Genomic DNA, 16,918 nt, shown 5'->3' on the forward strand with positions numbered 1-16,918 from the left:
CGTCGTCATACCAACAAGACGGAGCCTCACATGTGGATAGCTATCCGAAACGCGGCCCTCGGGTTGCTGGCATGCTGCATTTTGGGCGCCTGTGCCGGTGCGCCTGCCGATTCTCAATGCGGTGAAGCGTGCAATGCCCGCGGCCAGCTTCTCGATCATCGCGTCACGTTAAAGCTGAGCGCCGCGGAGTTTGCGAAATTGCTGGCGTCGAGCGCGGGCGGCCGGCAACTCGCGCGAATAGCAGGCGCGCCCGCATGCGGCGTCGAGATCGTGAGCTTTCGCTACCGGACCATCGGCGGCGCGGCAGAGCAGACTCAGGCGAGCGGCGCGTTGATGATCCCGTCGGGAAGTTCGGCGACATGCAGCGGACCGCGGCCGCTCATGCTCTATGCGCACGGCACTACCGCGTACCGCAACTACAACCTCGCCGATATCACGCGAACGGACCCGGGCAACGGCGACGGCGCCGGGGAAGGCATCAGCGTGGCGGCCATGTACGCGGCGCAAGGTTATATCGTGGTGGCGACCAACTATGCGGGCTATGCCGGCTCCGATCTCCCCTACCACCCGTATCTCAATGCCGACCAGCAATCCTCCGATGTGATCGACTCGCTGCGCGCGGCACGCGCGGCGCTAGCCGACATGAAAGCCGAAGCAGGCACGCGCGAAAACGGCAAGCTGTTCGTCACCGGCTATTCGCAGGGCGGCTTCGTTGCAATGGCGACGCATCGGGCGCTGCAGGCGGCCGGCGTCAAGGTGACGGCGTCCGCGCCGGGTTCGGGGCCGTACGCACTTGCAGCCACCGCCGACGCGCTCATCGAAGGCGAGGTCAACCTGGGCGCCACGCTCTTCTCGACGCTGATCGTGACGGGCTATCAGCATGCCTACGGGAATATCTATCGCCAGCCCGGCGACTTTTACGAAGCGGCTTACGCTCAGGCTATCGAAACGCTGCTGCCGAGCTTGCAGCCGCTCGACAAGCTGTTCAAAACGGGCAAACTGCCGTCCGCGCATCTCTTCAGCAGCGTGCCGCCCGCACCGCAGTACGCCTCGATCACGCCGCCCGCTTCACCGCCTTTGACACCGCCGGTCCTGAAGCCGCTCTTTGCCGCGGGTTTCGGCGATGCCAACCTCGTGCGCAACGCCTACCGCCTGACACTGCTGGAAGACGCCGCCGCCAATCAGGATGGCGCGTTTCCCAACCCGACCCTTGCGATGAAACCGGCAGCGAATCCGCTGCATCCGTTGCGCCAGGCGTTCAGGCGCAACGACTTGCGCAACTGGGTGCCGCGTGCGCCCGTTCTGATGTGCGGCGGCGCATCCGATCCCACGGTGTTCTTTTTCAACGCGCGCATCGAGCAGGCGTACTGGCAGAACGCCAACGTGCCGGCGGGGCTCACGTCCGTGCTGGATGTGGACGCTCCTGCCGTCGGGCCCGGCGATCCGTATGCGCGCGTCAAGCGGGGTTTTGCGGGCGCGAAGGCAGAGGTCGCGAGTCAGGCCGTGGCCCGCGGTGCGACCGACGGCGGCGCTTTAGCGGTGCTTCGGGCGTACCACGGTGAACTGGTCGCGTCGTTCTGCATGGTGGCGGCGCGGGCGTTCTTCGCCAACTTTTAAGCGCGCGCCGCCCGCGCGTTCTCGCCGCGCTTACGACATCGCGCCGAGCGATTTTCGGGGCGCTGACGCGATAGGATGGCGCGTTGCCACGACGTGCGTGAGCTCGCGCTTGCGCGTCGAATCATCGTCTAAAGCGACAGCCAGCCACGTTCGATCGGCCACGCCAGCAACTTGCGATACAGCGCGATGAGTCCGCGCGTCATGCTCGGGCCGGCGAGCCGCCACGGTGGCGCGACCAGCACGAAAGCCACGCCCGCCACGACGACAGCGCCCGCCATGTCGAGCGGAAAGTGAACGCCGATAAAGATGCGCGCCCAGGCAACCGCGAGCCCGGACAGAACGATGAGCGAGCCGTAGCGTTTCACGCCGCCGAGAAGCAAGGTCAGCGCGATGCTCGCGAAGATCGTTCCGTGATCGCTGGGGAACGAAGGGTCCGGTGCGTGTTCGAGAAACGTGTGGCCGATGCCCAGCACGAACGGCCGCGGTTGTGGCCACGCGAGGCCGATGAGCTGATTGATGCCGAGCGCGAGGAACGTCACGCAGCACGCGCGCAAGGCTGTTTCGCGCTGACGTTCGTCGCCGGAGAGCCACATTGCGGTGAGGCAGAGCGGCACAAGGTAGATGAGGTAGTCTGCGATCGAACGTGCGAGGTCGATGCACCAGGCCGGTGTCGATGGCGTCGCGTCGATCATGAGGAAAAGCGCCTGGTTGAACGCTTCAAGTGTTTGCATAGGGTGTGTTTTTCGATGGACGCCGGCGCGTCGATGTCGAAGGATGGTAACGGGCCAACCTTAGGAAACGCTTAGGCCATGTAATCTGTCGATACAGCAGGGCATCATGAACCGATATTCGAAGGAGACGAGAACGTGGTGAGGATCGATCCGGACCGGTTGCTGAGCGATCTCAAGCAACTACGCAGTTTCGGCGCCACCGGCCCAGGCGTCGTTCGGCTGGCGCTTTCGCCGGTGGATCTGGCGTCACGCGAATGGCTGGCCGCACGTATGACGGAGGCGGGACTCGAGGCCGCGATCGACGGCGTGGGGACCGTGTTCGGACGCTCACGCAAAAGCGGACCCGCGCTCGTGATCGGCTCGCATACCGACACGCAGCCGACCGGCGGCTGGCTCGACGGCGCGATGGGCGTGATCTACGGGCTGGAGATTGCGCGCGCGCTCGCGGAAAACGAGGCGACGCGTCACCTCGCCGTGGACGTCGCATCGTGGATCGATGAAGAAGGCACGTTTTCCGGCTTGCTCGGCAGCCGCAGTTTCGTGGGCGAGAATATCGAGGAGACGATTCGCGACGCCACGAATCGGCAAGGCCAGCGTCTCGAAGACATGCTCGCCACCGCAGGTCTGGCCGGGAGGCCGCGTGCGCGCTTCGAGCCGGGCCGGCAGGTTGCCTATCTCGAACCGCATATCGAGCAGGGCGGCCGGCTGGAAGCGGCCGGCAAGTCCATCGGGGTCGTCACGACGATCGTCGGGCTTCGCGAATTGCGGCTGCGCTTCACGGGGCAGCGCAACCATGCCGGCACGACGCCCATGGCGATCCGGCGCGACGCCGGCGCGGCCTTGGTCGCCTTTATTCCGCAGATGAACGAAGCCTTCGCGCAACTCGCGGATGCCGACACCGTCTGGACGGTGGGCCGCATCGACCTCGATCCCGGCTCGCTGAGCGTCGTGCCTGGCGCAGCGCAGATGTACCTGCAATTCCGCGACGCGAACGCCGCGCGTTTGCAGGCGATGGAAGACAGGCTCGCCGAGCTGGTACGGGACTTCAACGCGCGCAACGCGGTAAGCGTCGAGCTGACCACCATCGACGAACCGATGCAACCGGTGACCATGCACGCGGCGCTCGCGGACCATCTCGCCCGCGCCGCCGATGCGGTGGCGCCCGGCCAATGGATCCGCATGCCGAGCGGCGCCGCGCATGACGCGCAGGTCATCGCGCGCTGCATGCCGGCTTGCATGATGTTCGTGCCGAGCATCGGCGGCGTGAGTCACGATTTCATCGAGGATACGGCCGAGACGCACATCGTTCTCGGTTGCCAGGTCGCGGCCACGGCCGCGGCGGCGATGCTGGAGGAGCAATGGGCGAAACGATCGTAAGCGAATCAGGCGATTTCGTCGTGCGCACGATGTCGGCCGGGGACGTCGCGTTGGCGGTCGAATGGGCCGCGCAGGAAGGATGGAATCCCGGCTTGCACGATGCCGAGTGTTTTCGCGCGGCCGACCCGCGCGGGTTTTTTATCGGCGAATGGCGCGGGGAACCGGTGGCGTGTCTGTCCGCTGTCGCGTACAGCAAGGACTTCGGCTTTATCGGCCTCTATATCGTGAAGCCGGCGTTTCGCGGTCGAGGCTTCGGCATGCGCGTCTGGCAGCACGGTATGGACTATTTGCGAAACCGCAATGTCGGTCTTGACGGCGTGGTCGCTCAACAGGCGAACTACAGGAAGTCCGGATTTCAGCTGGCCTACCGCAACATTCGCTTTCAGGGCGTCGCGCAAGACATCGCTCAGGGCGAGCCCTACGCCGACTTGCTGCATGCTTCGGCGCTGCCCTTCGAGTCGCTGAACGACTACGATCGGCAATGCTTTCCCGCGGCGCGCGAGCGCTTTCTCGCTGCCTGGCTCGCGCAGCCTGGCGCGATGACGCGAGTGGCAGTGAGCGACGGGCAGGTGGTGGGTTATGGCGTGTTGCGGCGTTGTTTGACGGGCTACAAGATCGGCCCGCTCTTCGCCGATAGCAACGAGATTGCCGCTCGCCTGTTCTTTGCGTTGACGTCGAGCATTGCGGGCGAAGTGTTTTTCTTCGATGTGCCCGAGATCAACGCGGATGCGATTGCGCTGGCCGAGCGGCATGGCATGACGAGCGTGTTCGAAACCGCGCGGATGTATACGCGGGAGCAGCCCGCCATATCTATTGAGCGCGTGTTCGGCGTGACTTCATTCGAACTGGGCTGATTGCAGCGCGGTGCTGCCGGTTGTTTGTTTGTTCGTTTGTGCAAGCACCGGCGGTCCACGTCGCGGACCGCCGATGGCAAGCGCTATTTCCATTTCGAGCCGAGATTGTCCAGTCCGGCTTTCTGCAGGTCTTCCGGCAACATCGCAATGCGCAATTCGCAGTCGGCGTTGAATTTCAGAAACCACGGCTCCGCGAGCGCGGGAATCGCCGACGCGTTGTCGATATCCACCACGACGACCGCTCCGCGCGCTCCACTCTGCTCGGTGAAGTAGACGGCCTCCGGTTTTGTCTCTTCCAGTATTTTCCCGATCACTTGCCCGACGGTGCCCTCGCGCACCATGGTGTTGAACGGTTCGTGCGGGATTCGTATGTTGAGAAGCATGCGCATGTCATCCTCCTGTTGACGCCCAAAGGGCTTCTTAAGGATAGGTGCTTTATGCGGACGGTAATACGATCTATCACGAAGCGTTCAACGCGACGCAGGGAAAGTCATCTGCCATCGCGGACCACGCAGCCGATCAATTTCCGAACAATGACGCTTGCGTGCCGCGGCTCGGCGCGTGGCGCGCGGGTTTCGTCTGAGCGTCGGATTTGACCTGAGTGTTGACCGTCACGCTTTCTTCGAGCGCGAACATGTCTGTTTGCCCGTCCGCTTCCGCTTCGAACGAAGTCTGGCCGGCTTCGAGCGAAAGCAGCAGCATCTTGTTCGCCAATCCCCCCGCAAAGCCGGTCAAATCACCGGACGCGCCGATCACCCGGTGGCACGGCGCCACGATGGAAATCGGATTCTTGCCGTTCGCCGCGCCGACCGCCCGCACCGCATTGACGTTGCCGATCTGCGTCGCGATTTCCGAGTAGCTGCGCGTCTGGCCGAACGGTATGGTCAACAGTGCGGCCCACACCTGCTTCTGAAACTCCGTTCCTTGGAAGGTCAACGGAAGGTCGAACTCATGCCGCGTACCGGCGAAATACTCGTTCAGCTGCCGTTCGGTTTCGATCAGCACAGGCCGGTCATTCGCTTCGATCAGCTCACCGAGACGCACCCGGTTCGGCTTGTCGTGTTCCCACAGAATGGCGGCGAGGCGCTCGCCGTTTGCAACGAGTTTCAACTGGCCGACGGGCGAGTCCATCAACTTGTAGGCGTATGTCACTTTGCTTGCTCCTGACTGGTTGGAGGCACAGATGCGCGCAAGGCGGGTCTGCGAATACGCGCACCGTGCGCGCCGAATATCCGACAGTGTGAGCCTCGCTCTCTCTGACTGCGCTCCGAATCTTGCTGTCCAATTCTTCGCGGCCGATGTCGGTCGGCGGCGCGTGACTCTGGACGGGACGATGCATCACTGTACAACCCTTTTCAACCGTTTTCGCGCGAGGCTCGTGACTCAGTAGAATTGATACCTTCGATTTGAAGCACACCGGCAACCGGATCTCTCTTCCACGACTGTGACGACAACACTTGATCAATTGCGGGCCGGCCAGCTCGCGGGCACGCGCCGGCTGAAACTGGCTTGCGGCCTGACTGAATTTCCGCGCGAGATTTTCGACCTCGCCGATACGCTGGAAGTTCTCGACCTCTCGGGCAACGCGCTCACCTCGCTGCCCGACGATCTGCCACGTCTGCGCAAGCTGCGCATTCTCTTCGGCTCCGACAACCCGTTCACCGAGTTGCCCGAAGTGCTGGGACAGTGTTCGCAATTGAGCATGGTTGGCTTCAAGGCCAACCGCATCAAACATGTATCCGGTAAAGCCTTGCCCCCGCAATTGCGCTGGTTGATCCTCACAGACAACGAGATCAAAGTGTTGCCGGCCGAAATCGGCCGCTGTTCCCAATTGCAAAAGCTGATGCTGGCGGGCAACCGTCTGCGAACGCTTCCGGAAGAACTGGCGGCCTGTTCGAAGCTCGAATTGCTGCGGCTCGCCGCGAATCAGCTCGATGGAATGCCTGACTGGTTGCTGCGTCTGCCGCGGCTGTCCTGGCTGGCGTACGCCGGCAATCCGTTCAGCGAGGCGCTCGAAGCGGCAGCGCTGATCGACTCGTCGAGCGCCGCGATAGCGTGGCACGACTTGAAACTCGAAGCGCCGTTGGGCGAGGGCGCCTCGGGTGTCATCTATCGCGCGGAGCTTGCGGGTCGGCACGGCGCGTCCCGTTCTGTCGCGGTGAAACTGTTCAAGGGCGCGGTGACCAGCGACGGGTTGCCCGACTGTGAAATGGCAGCCTGCATTCGCGCGGGCGATCATACGAACCTGATCCCGGTGGCGGGAAAAGTGAAGGATCATCCCGCCGGCACGCACGGTCTCGTGATGGAACTGATCGATCCGCACTTCACCAACCTCGCCGGTCCGCCGAGTCTCGAATCGTGCACGCGCGATATTTATGGCGCCGACACACGTTTCGATATGGCTTCGGCGTTGGGCATTGCGTACGGTATCGCGTCGGCGGCGTGTCATTTGCACGAGCAAGGCATCATGCACGGCGATCTGTACGCGCACAATATCCTGTACGGCGGACAGGGGCGCGCGTTGTTGGGCGATTTCGGCGCGGCGTCGTTCTATGCTTTGGGCGATCGGGGCATCGGCCTCGCGCTTCAGCGCCTCGAAGTCAGAGCCTACGGTTGTCTGCTCGAAGAGTTGCTTGAACGATGCGATTGGCCGGAGGCGTCGGCGAACATTCGCGCTCTCCTGGTGGAGTTGAAGGACAATTGTTTGAGCGAGGCGATCGGCAGCCGGCCGTTGTTCGATGAGATCGTCGCGCGTTTGCTGGCGCTGATGGGCTATCGATGAACGGCGGGCCGCGTCATGGCCGTCTTTCGTTCGACTGCAATACGGCGAATCGTCAGCGCGCCCCAGAAGGAGAGATTCGATGATGCACAAGACGCCCCGAAGCATGTCGTCCTGGAGGATGCGTCGCCGGGTGCTGATTGCCGGCGCGCTGGCCGCGGCCGGCATCGGCGGCGCGGCCGATGCAGCGGCTACGCCGGGCGGAAAGCTCAAGATCGCGCTCGTGCTGAAGTCGCTCGGCGACCCGTTCACGGTGGCGATGGCGAACGCCGCGCAGAACTACCAGCAGCATTACGGCTCGCAATTCGATCTGACGGTGCGCGGCACGGCCACTGAAAGCGACACGACTGGGCAGATCCGCATGGTCGAGGAGATGATCAAGGCGAAGATGAACGCGATCGTCATTGCCCCGACCGATTCGAAGGCGCTGACGGCGGTGGTCGCGCGCGCGATCAAGGCGGGCATCATCGTGGTTTCGATCGACAATCCGCTCGACGAGGCGTTTCAGGACGCGGCCGGCATTTCCGTGCCGTTCGTCGGCCCGAACAATCGCAAGGGCGCGCAGCAGGTGAGCAACTATCTGGCGGAGCGGCTCAAGACGGGCGATCAGGTGGGCGTTATCGAAGGCAGTTCGGCCGATCGCAATGCACAGCAACGCACGGACGGTTGCCGGGATGCAATGAACGCCGCGGGGATCAACATCGTCGCGGTTCAGACCGGCGACTGGGAATATGGGAAGGGCCGCGACGCCGCTTCGAAGATGCTCAGCGAGCATCCGCAGATCCGCGGGCTCATGTGCGGCAACGACAATATGGCAATGGGCGCGGTCGACGCGATTCGCGATGCGGGCAGAACCGGCGGCGTGTACGTCACCGGCTACAACGATATCGACGCGATCAAGCCGTTGATCGCCGATGGCCGCGTGCTCGCCACGATCAATCAGTTCGCCGCGCGGCAAGCTGTATTCGGTGTCGATGTGGCCTTGAAGGCGGTGACCGAACAGAGGAAGCAGAGCGAATTGTCGAGCGTGATCGAAACACCGCTGCAGCTCGTCACGGCCGCGAATCACTAAAAAAGCCCGAGCCGTCGCAAGGCTGCTGCGAACGCGAGCGCTCGCACGTTCGCAACAGCGCACGTCACGTCGATTATTCCGCCTTGATCTTGCGCGGCTTGGTGGCTTTTTCGAGCTTGTTGTATTCGAACTCAGGCACCGATTTCAACGCATCTTTCGTCGCGCCTGCGAGGAACAGATTGCCGTCGCGGATCTCGAAGTGATCGACCGGAATCGCCACGTAGTGCTTACCCATGCCGAGGAAGCCGCCCACCGACACGACCGCATACGTCGCCTTGCGGTCCGGCGAAATGATCACGTCATAGATGCTGCCGATCTTGTCGTTCAGATCGTTGTAGACCGGCTCGTCGACGAGGGCGCGACGCACGCTCCAGCCCTTTAGCAGCGCATTGGTTTGCTCGACAGTGCCGCCGAGCGGTTGCAGTCCGGCAATTTGCGCATAGGCGCCTTGCGAGGCGCAGATCGCGGCGAGAGCGGTCGCGCAGATCAGTGTTTTTGCTTTCATTTTCTGCTCCTTGTTGTTTGTTTAGCTGTCAGCTTCATAGCTCAGTATGCGGAAGCACGTGACGTGCCCGGGCGCCGGCGTGAATCGTCATTCGTGCCTCGAGACCAGTGTTCAATTGCTGCGGCAAGATCGACCGGCTGGCTTTCGACGTGGCGCACGCATGCCCAGTCCACGGCTCTGTACGCGCGACCACAGAGCGTATTGCCGCAACCATGCACAATCGGCGTGATATCCGGGCGGCGCCTGCGGCGCACCTGTGCCGGCGCGCCCGGCCCGCTTGCCGGCGCGAACCGATGCGCGGCGACGGCGGCCACCGCCCGCCGCATTGGAGAAGCAATGGGCTGGAAAAGTCTGCTGATCGAAACACCGGTCTGGTTGATGGGCCGCTTCTGCCCGCCACGGTTCGATCCGGATCGCGACACGCCGCGCGAGATTCTCGTGCTGCGTCCGAACGATTTCGGCGAACTGCTCACCACCACGCCGCTCTTCGAGGCGCTGCGCAAACGATTTCCGACGACGCGCCTGATTGCCGGCGTAGGCAGTTGGGGGCGTCCGATACTCGAGAACAATCCCTTCGTCGACGAGATCGTGGAAATCGACGCGCCATGGAACAACAAGCTCGTCGAGGACCGCTCGCACGGCAACGTGCTGCGTTTTCTGTGGAAGTCTCCACAGGTCGCCGCACTGCGCGCGCGCGGCGGCTTCGATGTGGGTATCGACGTGCTCGGCAGCTACATGGGCGCGCTGCTGATGATGCGTACGGGCGTGCGGTATCGCGTTGGCGTGCGCGGCTATCGCGGCGGCTGGAGCGGCTGTCAGGCGTTTATCGAATTCGCTGCCCGGCAATGCGGCCGCGCCGCGCTCGCGCAGGGCGAACTGCTCGGCGCGACGGCGCTGCCGGAAGCTCGCCCGCAACTGTTCCTGACCGGCGACGAGCGCGCCACCGCAACGCAAATCTGGACTGTGGGCAACGTGCCGGGGCACCGCACCGTGCGGTTGATCGCCGGCGTTGGGGCCGGCGTGCCGACCAAGGCATGGGACGCGCGCCAGCTCGGCGCCGCGCTCGCGAGGATCGCGCAGACGTTGGAACAAGCCGGCGACGCGTGCGATATCGTGATCGTCGGCAGCAAAGCGGATCAGGCGCGCGCCGCCGAGGCGATCGACGCGGCGGGCTCGGGCGTGCCGATCCGCTCGCTGGCAGGCGAGGTGCCGATGCGCGTGATGTTCGCTCTCGCTGAAGAGGCCAACGTCGTGCTGACGAACTCGACGATGTTGATGCACGTCGCGGCCGCGTTTCGCCGTCCGGCCGTTGCCGTGATCGGCGGAAGCATCACCCGACCCGATAGGCATGACGCCATCTGGGGTTATCCGCCGCCGTATCGCAGTGTGTCGCCTGAGCAATATGTTGTGGGCGAACCTGCGCGGAACTGGCCGAGCATCGAACGGGTCGTGCAAGCGGTGCTTGAAGCGGTCGCCACGCAGCAACGGGCGCAAGTCGACGCGGCAGCTTGAGGTCGCACTATCTGCGATTTCCGGGCCGTTTATCCACGGCGGTAGAATTTCAATTCTTCCTGCCTCGCAGCACGGACCTTGTACAAGGACGGAGCAATTGCCGTGGACACGCCTGACCTCTACAAACTCTACCGGGATTACATTGGCTGCCTGAACAAACAGGACTGGCCGAACCTCGGGCTGTACGTCGACGACGACGCGCACTACAACGGTCAGCGCATTGGCTTATCCGGCTACCGCGAGATGCTGGAGAGAGACTTCCGCGAAATTCCGGACCTTTATTTCAACATCCAGCTGTTGATTTCGGATCCACCTTATATAGCCAGCCGGCTCGGCTTCGTTTGTACGCCAGTGGGCACGTTCCTCGGCCTCGCCGTCAACGGCAAGCGCGTGTCCTTCACTGAGAATGTGTTCTATCAATTCCGTAATGGAAAGATCGAGCAGGTGTGGTCGGTGATCGATAAGGCCGCCATCGAAGCGCAGCTCGAACCCACTGGCGCTGCTTGAACGTCGAGCCGTTAGTTTTGCGGGCCGTGCAGGTTCACCGAGCCGCTGCGGTTGGCGGCGGTGTCTGCACGACAGGCGCGGCGGCTTGCAAAATGTCGTCCCGAAGGCCCGTGCGCGGCGGATAGATGCGTATGCAGTTGATGGTCTGCTTGGTCGCTTTGGCGGCGTCGCCTTCGGACACGAGATGCCGGTCCCAGCCCTCCGTGTACACGGCGCCCCACGGACCGAGATCGAGAATGGTCGTGTACCAGTCGATATGAAGCGGCAGCATCTCGCCGCCGAGCAGATCGCAGACGACATTGTGACCGGCGTAGCGTCCCATCGGCCGGCTGTGCTGACATGACATGACCGATGGCCGCGCGCCGTCGATCAACACGCGCGCGCAGTCACCGGCAGCGAATACATGCGGGACGTTTTCCACGCGCATGTAGGCGTCTATCGGAAGGCGTCCAAAAGGATCGAGTGTCACGGGGATTTGCGCGGTCAACGCGTTCGCGCGCATGCCGCCGCACCAGATCACCGTGGCCGCGTCGATGCGCCTGCCATTCGTGAGTTCGACGCCGTCGGCATCCACCGACTGCAGGGAGACGCCGGCGAGCATCTCGACGCCGAGAGCGTCCATGGCGCGCTCGATCACAGGCTGCGCGCCGCCCATCGCCTGGCCGATCTTCGCCGAGCGATCGGCCAGCACGACATGCACGGCGTCTCGATGCGCGTCGCCCGCGATGCCGCGCAACCGCGCCGGCAGTTCGGCCGCCAGTTCGATGCCCGTCAAGCCGGCCCCGACCACCACGGCTGTAAACGGACTCGCCGCGTTCGCAAGCGACGGCAAGCCGCGCAAGTGCGCCGCGAGTTTCGTTGCGCCTGAGAAGGTATCGACGTCGAACGCGTGCTCGGTCAAGCCGGGAATGTCGGGGTGGACGAGCTGGCTGCCCGCCGCGACGACGAGCCGGTCGTAGGAGAGCGTCTGCGTCAGCCCTTGGGTCTGAACGGTGATGCAACCGTTTGCCGAATCGATGCCGGATACTTCGCCTTCGACGAGCCGCACGCCGATCGGCCCGAGCACATCGGCGAGCGGCACGCGCGTCTCGTCCAGATTCTGTTCGTAGTTCCGCACCCGGATGCTGTGATACGGCGTGCCGTTGATCACGACCACTTCCACCTGATCGGCGGGCACGCGCAGTTCGTCGAGTTTGCGCGCCGCGCCCACGGCGCTCCACAGTCCGGCGAAGCCGGCGCCGATCACCACGATCCGCTTCAAGACGTTCTCCTATGGGAACCCTGTGTGGACCTTCAAGCGCCGGCGCAGCGGCGGCGATTTCAGGGGCATGATAGCCCGCGCTGGTAGCTTACTCGCGCCAAAGCGGACGCTGAAGCCGATCGTCAGTGCTCCTCCGCCATGTTCGGCGATTTGAGCGACTGCGATATAATCGCATGCGATGTATAATGTCGCCAGCGAGGCGTCAGCCTCTACCGAACGAGGACGAAGATGAAATCGACCGACCAACCCGCTTCCACGGATGTGAAGCTGTCCGACTTTTTGTGCTTTGCGGTCTATTCAGCGAACCTGGCATTCGGCAAGGCCTACAAGCCGATTCTCGAAGAACTGGGGCTGACCTACACGCAATACATCACGATCATTGCGCTGTGGGAGGAGGACAACCAGACTGTCAGCAGTCTGGGCGAGAAGCTGTTTCTCGAGTCCAACACACTCACGCCAATCCTGAAGAAGCTGGAGGCGGCGGGTTATGTGGAAAGACAGCGGGACCCGGAAGACGAGCGTCAGGTGCGGGTGGGGCTTACGAAAAGTGGCCGGCGCTTGCGCGAAAAAGGTCTGAACATGGACCTCGTCGAAGCAACGGGCCTCGCACCCGATGAGTTCTCGAAAGTGCAAAAGGCGATCGTGACGCTGCGCAACAATCTCGTCAAAGCGGTGCAGAACGGGGAATGAGTTGCGGATCACGCGATCCATGAGCGTATCGTCAGGCGCCTTGCAAAACGAAGAAGCACGCGGACATTGTCCGCGGGCTTCTTCGTTTATTGCGCCGCGGTAATTCGACCGTTAGCGCTCAATTTGACCGTTAGCCGCGCTCCGGCAGCTTCCAGTTCGGCCGGACGAAATGGCACGTGTAGCCGTTGGGAATGCGCTCCAGATAGTCCTGATGTTCCGGCTCAGCCTCCCAGAACGGGCCGGCCGGAGCAACTTCGGTGACGACCTTGCCGGGCCAGAGATCGGAAGCCTCGACGTCGGCGATGGTGTTCTCGGCCACTCGCTTTTGCTCATCGTCGAGATAGAAGATGGCCGAGCGGTAGCTCATGCCGATGTCGTTGCCCTGGCGGTTCTGCGTCGTTGGATCGTGAATCTGGAAGAAAAACTCGAGGATCTTGCGATAGCTGATCTGACTCGGGTCGAACACGATCTCGAGCGCCTCGGCGTGCGTGCCGTGGTTGCGGTAAGTGGCGTTGGGCACGTCGCCGCCGGTGTAGCCCACGCGCGTGGACAGCACGCCGGGGTAGCGCCGCAGCAGGTCTTGCATGCCCCAGAAGCAGCCGCCGGCCAGGATGGCGGTTTCGGTTTGCGTCGTCATGTCAATCCAATCCTTTTCGTCAGTGGTTGGCTCGCCGTCTATCGGATGCGATCCCGCAAGCATGCCAGAGATCGGCTCGGCTAGCCGACCGGCAGGCAAAGCCCATCATGCCGCCATTGGCATGCGTAGCCGGCCGGGATCTTGCCGCGGCCGGCCGCGCGCCTCAATGGCGCGCGTAAAGACTGTCGCGGGGCGCGACGGCGACCCGGCTTGCGGATTCCGACTGACCGGAGACGACGCCGCCGTACGCCGCTTGCGCGCCCGCTGCGTCGTCGTTGCTCGCCGCGACGGTTTGCGCGCTCTGGCCGCGTTGCGACGCCGGGGCGCCGACCGAAGGCCGGTAGAAGGGAGCGGGGCCGTAGCCGCCGGCGAACGCGGGCGCGGCGGCGGAAGCAGACAGTGCGAGGAGCAGTGCAGCGACGAATTTGGTTTTCATGGTGAAACTCCGCTAAAAAATGTTCGATGAGGGGCGCGAGCCTTGCCGGATCGCACCCACAAGTGCCAGTTCAGTGATCGAAAAATCAGGCGACGTTGACGAGGACGTCGATGTTCCCGCGCGTGGCTTTCGAATACGGGCAGATCTGGTGTGCTTCATGCGCGATGGCCTCGGCGACTTCGCGCGCCACGCCCGGCACGCTGACGTTGAAGCGGGCCTGGAGCAAGTAGGCTTCACCGGTCATGCCCAGATCCACCTCGATATCCACGGACAGATCGGACGGGAGCGTCACTTTCTTCGCCTGAGCCACGAGGCCGATCGCCGAGATGTAACAGGCCGACCAGGCGCCGGCGAACAACTGCTCCGCGGTCGGATGGGCCTCTACGGCCGGGAACGAGATGTCCGCGCCGGCGCCTTTGCCCGCCGACAGATTCAGGTCGACGCGACCGCCGCGGCCGCTGAACGTCGTGTGGGTTTTGCCGGTGAGCAGGACTTTTTCGATCTTGGTCATGATGAATTCCTTGATGGTCAGAGCTGTGAAATTGCTTTAAATCGTATGCGATGTAATCGCATACGTCGAATAATGGAGAAGAAGTCCGGCCTTGTCAAGCGCATAAGATTAAATCGCATACGATTTATTTCGTCAGAAGCGGCACGCGTTTGCCGGCCTAGGCCGCGCTTGCCTGACTGGGACAGCCGCTGACGAGGATTTCCGGCCGGTCCGCGCCGTTGCGATTGACTAGACTACGAGTTACCTCAATCCGACGCGCACTACGCCGTGAAGCGAAAGACGATCCCGGAGGACGACGACAGAAAGATCGACGCCGACGCGCAAAGTCGCACGGCGAGCGACGGCATTCGCGGTGAGGCAGGCGAGGGCGGACGTGGCGCCTTGCAGAAGGCGGCGACATGGCTGGAGCAACTCGATCCCGGCACGCATCGCCGGATCAAGGGACTGCGGCTCGTCACCGCGTACGGGATCGCCGCCGCGCTCGGAACCTTGCAGGACGTCACCCACGGTTTGCCCGGCGCGACGCTGGTCGGTTCGCTGGCCGGCAATTTCGCGCTGTGGGCCAGCGTCTCGGAGGCGCGTGTCTCCCGGCCCGAATCAAGCCGCGACCTGGCATTCCTGTGTGCCTCCGCCGTGCTCGGCGCGGCCATGTTCATCGCGTTCGCCCCGATCCTGCAGACCCTGGGCGCGGCGGGCCCCGAGCTGACGCTCGTCACGGGCGCTTTTCTTGTCGGCTACCTGAAGCGCTTCGGCATTCTGGGCGCGGGAATGGGCTCGCAGATATTCATCGGCCAATTGCTCGCCTACAACGTTCATCTGACGCCGGTCGACATGCCGGCCGTCGTGGTGGCGGGATTGATCGCCACGCTCGCGTCCATTGTTCCGCGTCTGCTCAGCGGTCCGGCGGAGCGTCCGGCCGTGACGGTGCTTTCGCCCGTCGACATGCCGGATCGCTGGAAACTTTCGGCCGAACTCATCATGGGCCTGCAGGCGGCGAGCGGCGCGCTGGTCGTGGTCGTGTTGAACGAGACGATCGGCCTCAAGGAATCCGCCTGGGCGATCACGGCCAGCACCTACGTGGTGGCGGGCTCGGCGAGCGGCACGGCGGAGCGGGTGCGCCGGCGGATCATCGGCACCCTGGTGGGCGTGCCGCTGGGCCTGGCCTGCCTGCCGCTCGTCGAGCACGTGCCGCTGCTCGCCTGGGCCGCCGTCGCGGCCGCCATGATCATCTACGCGATGGCCTTGCCCGAGCGCTACGACATCGCTTGCGGGGCGTTTGCCTTCACCTTGATCGTGACGCTGGCGATCGGCGGCGTGCACTCCATTTCGTTTCTTGGCGCGCGCGCGTGGGAGACGCTCCTCGGCGGGGCGGTCGGCCTGCTGGCGGCGAAATTCATCTTTCCGCTGCGCGTGTGACGGGTCGCCATGACGAGCGTCGCGCGATCGTCCGCCTGCTTACGATCCCAGCTTTTCCATCAGGAAGTCGACGAAACTGCGCACGCGCGACGAGAGATGCCGCGCATGCGGGTAAAGCAGCACGAACGGCCGCGAACAACCGCCGTAGGGAATGAGCAATTCCTTGAGCGTTCCCGCCGCGATGTCTTTCTCGACGATGAACCGATAGGTCTGAAAAATACCCGCCCCGTGACGTGCGAGCGTTGCCCCGGCAAGCACGTCGCCCGACGACGTGTAACCGCCGCTCGTCATCGTCTCGACTACCTTGCCGTCGACTTTGAACAGCCACGGAAGATTGCGGCCGGTGCTCGGCAATGCGTACTGGACACAGTCGTGATGGACCAGGTCGTCGGGCGTTTTCAGTTTGGCGGCGCCGCGCAGATAAGCCGGCGAAGCGACGACCACCAGTTCCGCGTCCTCGATCGTGCGCGCGATCAGCCCGGAGTCTCCCGGCGCCGCGCCGCGAATGGCCAGGTCGAAGCCTTCTTCGCCAAAGTCGATGTTGCGATTGCTGAGATGCGTTTCGACGGTTACGCCCGGATAGCGTTGGCGAAACTCGGCCAGCAGGGGCAGCACGCGGTAGTGCCCGTACGGCGTGGGCATGCTGATGCGCAGCACGCCGGTCGGCGCGGTTTGCTGTCCGGTCGCTTCGCGCTCGGCTTCGGCGAGTTGGGCCAGCGCCAGACGGCATTGTTCGAAGTAGCGTCGTCCTGCATCGGTCAGCCGGATCTGCCGGGTGGTCCGCACGAACAATCGCACGCCGAGGCGCTCCTCCAGACGCGCGACCGTACGGCTGACGGCGGCCGGTGTGACGCTCGCGGCGTTAGCGGCCTCGGTGAAACTCTCCAGTTCGGCTGCCAGGCAGAATAGTTCGATACTGCCCAGAAGGACATCTTCAAATTGACGCTGCATGGTCTCTCGGCGAGGTGCCTGATAGCGCGGTCTGGTCGGGCCGTGGAACGCCCGTCCGAAAT

At 63.6% G+C, this 16,918-nt stretch carries 18 protein-coding genes; 9 read left to right on the forward strand and 9 right to left on the reverse strand.

What is annotated here, in order from left to right; genetic code table 11:
* The first annotated feature begins 30 nt into the window (after nucleotides 1-30).
* A complete protein-coding gene (locus ACFSNN_RS05330; RefSeq protein WP_134460360.1) occupies nucleotides 31-1,617 on the forward strand; it encodes an alpha/beta hydrolase family protein in 1,587 nt (528 codons plus the stop codon).
* A gap of 128 nt (nucleotides 1,618-1,745) precedes the next feature.
* Here ACFSNN_RS05330 and ACFSNN_RS05335 read toward each other — a convergent pair whose 3' ends face one another.
* Nucleotides 1,746-2,348 (reverse strand): phosphatase PAP2 family protein, encoded by a 603-nt coding sequence (locus tag ACFSNN_RS05335; RefSeq protein WP_134460357.1) that lies wholly within the window; start codon nucleotides 2,346-2,348, stop codon nucleotides 1,746-1,748.
* Nucleotides 2,349-2,483: 135 nt separating this feature from the next.
* On the opposite strand from ACFSNN_RS05335, the gene ACFSNN_RS05340 reads away from it, so the two are divergent.
* Together ACFSNN_RS05340 and ACFSNN_RS05345 are read left to right on the forward strand one after the other, a co-directional pair.
* Nucleotides 2,484-3,725 (forward strand): Zn-dependent hydrolase, encoded by a 1,242-nt coding sequence (locus ACFSNN_RS05340; RefSeq protein ID WP_134460353.1) that lies wholly within the window; start codon nucleotides 2,484-2,486, stop codon nucleotides 3,723-3,725.
* Entirely contained in the window at nucleotides 3,707-4,579 is an 873-nt protein-coding gene (locus tag ACFSNN_RS05345; protein ID WP_134460350.1) for a GNAT family N-acetyltransferase, read from the forward strand. The genes ACFSNN_RS05340 and ACFSNN_RS05345 overlap by 19 nt, the downstream gene beginning before the upstream one ends.
* A gap of 83 nt (nucleotides 4,580-4,662) precedes the next feature.
* On the opposite strand, the gene ACFSNN_RS05350 is transcribed toward ACFSNN_RS05345, so the two are convergent.
* Together ACFSNN_RS05350 and ACFSNN_RS05355 are read right to left on the reverse strand one after the other, a co-directional pair.
* Nucleotides 4,663-4,968 (reverse strand): panthothenate synthetase, encoded by a 306-nt coding sequence (locus tag ACFSNN_RS05350; RefSeq protein WP_134460347.1) that lies wholly within the window; start codon nucleotides 4,966-4,968, stop codon nucleotides 4,663-4,665.
* Nucleotides 4,969-5,098: 130 nt separating this feature from the next.
* Nucleotides 5,099-5,731, reverse strand: a complete 633-nt coding sequence (locus ACFSNN_RS05355) for a methylated-DNA--[protein]-cysteine S-methyltransferase (RefSeq protein WP_134460344.1) — start codon at nucleotides 5,729-5,731, stop codon at nucleotides 5,099-5,101.
* Between the two features lie 292 nt (nucleotides 5,732-6,023).
* Between ACFSNN_RS05355 and ACFSNN_RS05360 the strand changes: the two genes are divergently transcribed.
* Both ACFSNN_RS05360 and ACFSNN_RS05365 read left to right on the forward strand, forming a co-directional pair.
* The gene (locus ACFSNN_RS05360) at nucleotides 6,024-7,361 is read left to right on the forward strand and encodes a leucine-rich repeat-containing protein kinase family protein (protein ID WP_134460341.1); all 1,338 of its coding nucleotides are present in this window, start codon (nucleotides 6,024-6,026) and stop codon (nucleotides 7,359-7,361) included.
* Between the two features lie 79 nt (nucleotides 7,362-7,440).
* Complete coding sequence (locus tag ACFSNN_RS05365) at nucleotides 7,441-8,430, forward strand: substrate-binding domain-containing protein (RefSeq protein ID WP_134460338.1); 990 nt, start codon at nucleotides 7,441-7,443, stop codon at nucleotides 8,428-8,430.
* A 73-nt stretch (nucleotides 8,431-8,503) separates the two neighbouring features.
* Here ACFSNN_RS05365 and ACFSNN_RS05370 read toward each other — a convergent pair whose 3' ends face one another.
* Nucleotides 8,504-8,935 carry a PRC-barrel domain-containing protein gene (locus ACFSNN_RS05370; protein ID WP_134460335.1) on the reverse strand — a complete coding sequence of 144 codons (432 nt, stop codon included), beginning with the start codon at nucleotides 8,933-8,935 and terminating at the stop codon, nucleotides 8,504-8,506.
* Between the two features lie 336 nt (nucleotides 8,936-9,271).
* Between ACFSNN_RS05370 and ACFSNN_RS05375 the strand changes: the two genes are divergently transcribed.
* Nucleotides 9,272-10,447 (forward strand): glycosyltransferase family 9 protein, encoded by a 1,176-nt coding sequence (locus ACFSNN_RS05375; protein ID WP_134460332.1) that lies wholly within the window; start codon nucleotides 9,272-9,274, stop codon nucleotides 10,445-10,447.
* A 102-nt stretch (nucleotides 10,448-10,549) separates the two neighbouring features.
* The gene (locus tag ACFSNN_RS05380) at nucleotides 10,550-10,954 is read left to right on the forward strand and encodes an ester cyclase (RefSeq protein WP_134460330.1); all 405 of its coding nucleotides are present in this window, start codon (nucleotides 10,550-10,552) and stop codon (nucleotides 10,952-10,954) included.
* Nucleotides 10,955-10,988: 34 nt separating this feature from the next.
* Here ACFSNN_RS05380 and ACFSNN_RS05385 read toward each other — a convergent pair whose 3' ends face one another.
* Nucleotides 10,989-12,215: an NAD(P)/FAD-dependent oxidoreductase gene (locus ACFSNN_RS05385; protein WP_134460328.1), complete on the reverse strand. Its 1,227-nt coding sequence runs from the start codon at nucleotides 12,213-12,215 to the stop codon at nucleotides 10,989-10,991.
* A gap of 228 nt (nucleotides 12,216-12,443) precedes the next feature.
* Here ACFSNN_RS05385 and ACFSNN_RS05390 point away from each other — a divergent pair, with 228 nt between their 5' ends.
* A complete protein-coding gene (locus ACFSNN_RS05390; RefSeq protein WP_116123046.1) occupies nucleotides 12,444-12,905 on the forward strand; it encodes a MarR family winged helix-turn-helix transcriptional regulator in 462 nt (153 codons plus the stop codon).
* Between the two features lie 130 nt (nucleotides 12,906-13,035).
* On the opposite strand, the gene msrA is transcribed toward ACFSNN_RS05390, so the two are convergent.
* From msrA to ACFSNN_RS05405, 3 genes are all read right to left on the reverse strand, one after another.
* Nucleotides 13,036-13,542: a peptide-methionine (S)-S-oxide reductase MsrA gene (msrA, locus tag ACFSNN_RS05395; RefSeq protein WP_134460325.1), complete on the reverse strand. Its 507-nt coding sequence runs from the start codon at nucleotides 13,540-13,542 to the stop codon at nucleotides 13,036-13,038.
* A 163-nt stretch (nucleotides 13,543-13,705) separates the two neighbouring features.
* Nucleotides 13,706-13,978, reverse strand: coding sequence for a hypothetical protein (locus tag ACFSNN_RS05400; protein WP_134460322.1), 273 nt, complete (start codon nucleotides 13,976-13,978; stop codon nucleotides 13,706-13,708).
* Nucleotides 13,979-14,063: 85 nt separating this feature from the next.
* Nucleotides 14,064-14,489 carry an Ohr family peroxiredoxin gene (locus tag ACFSNN_RS05405; protein ID WP_134460319.1) on the reverse strand — a complete coding sequence of 142 codons (426 nt, stop codon included), beginning with the start codon at nucleotides 14,487-14,489 and terminating at the stop codon, nucleotides 14,064-14,066.
* Nucleotides 14,490-14,756: 267 nt separating this feature from the next.
* On the opposite strand from ACFSNN_RS05405, the gene ACFSNN_RS05410 reads away from it, so the two are divergent.
* Nucleotides 14,757-15,905: an FUSC family protein gene (locus tag ACFSNN_RS05410; RefSeq protein WP_341868438.1), complete on the forward strand. Its 1,149-nt coding sequence runs from the start codon at nucleotides 14,757-14,759 to the stop codon at nucleotides 15,903-15,905.
* Between the two features lie 39 nt (nucleotides 15,906-15,944).
* Here ACFSNN_RS05410 and ACFSNN_RS05415 read toward each other — a convergent pair whose 3' ends face one another.
* Nucleotides 15,945-16,856: a LysR family transcriptional regulator gene (locus tag ACFSNN_RS05415; protein WP_134460316.1), complete on the reverse strand. Its 912-nt coding sequence runs from the start codon at nucleotides 16,854-16,856 to the stop codon at nucleotides 15,945-15,947.
* Nucleotides 16,857-16,918: the final 62 nt, after the last annotated feature.

Source organism: Paraburkholderia dipogonis (genome assembly GCF_042680985.1).
GTDB lineage: Bacteria > Pseudomonadota > Gammaproteobacteria > Burkholderiales > Burkholderiaceae > Paraburkholderia > Paraburkholderia phytofirmans.

Bases quoted from the DNA above. Each gene is read 5' to 3' on its own strand.
- msrA (WP_134460325.1), bottom strand. From the start codon at position 13,542: ATGACGACGCAAACCGAAACCGCCATCCTGGCCGGCGGCTGCTTCTGG.
- ACFSNN_RS05390 (WP_116123046.1), top strand. From the start codon at position 12,444: ATGAAATCGACCGACCAACCCGCTTCCACGGATGTGAAGCTGTCCGAC.
- ACFSNN_RS05400 (WP_134460322.1), bottom strand. From the start codon at position 13,978: ATGAAAACCAAATTCGTCGCTGCACTGCTCCTCGCACTGTCTGCTTCC.
- ACFSNN_RS05415 (WP_134460316.1), bottom strand. From the start codon at position 16,856: ATGCAGCGTCAATTTGAAGATGTCCTTCTGGGCAGTATCGAACTATTC.
- ACFSNN_RS05335 (WP_134460357.1), bottom strand. From the start codon at position 2,348: ATGCAAACACTTGAAGCGTTCAACCAGGCGCTTTTCCTCATGATCGAC.
- ACFSNN_RS05345 (WP_134460350.1), top strand. From the start codon at position 3,707: ATGGGCGAAACGATCGTAAGCGAATCAGGCGATTTCGTCGTGCGCACG.
- ACFSNN_RS05365 (WP_134460338.1), top strand. From the start codon at position 7,441: ATGATGCACAAGACGCCCCGAAGCATGTCGTCCTGGAGGATGCGTCGC.
- ACFSNN_RS05405 (WP_134460319.1), bottom strand. From the start codon at position 14,489: ATGACCAAGATCGAAAAAGTCCTGCTCACCGGCAAAACCCACACGACG.
- ACFSNN_RS05375 (WP_134460332.1), top strand. From the start codon at position 9,272: ATGGGCTGGAAAAGTCTGCTGATCGAAACACCGGTCTGGTTGATGGGC.
- ACFSNN_RS05330 (WP_134460360.1), top strand. From the start codon at position 31: ATGTGGATAGCTATCCGAAACGCGGCCCTCGGGTTGCTGGCATGCTGC.
- ACFSNN_RS05350 (WP_134460347.1), bottom strand. From the start codon at position 4,968: ATGCGCATGCTTCTCAACATACGAATCCCGCACGAACCGTTCAACACC.
- ACFSNN_RS05370 (WP_134460335.1), bottom strand. From the start codon at position 8,935: ATGAAAGCAAAAACACTGATCTGCGCGACCGCTCTCGCCGCGATCTGC.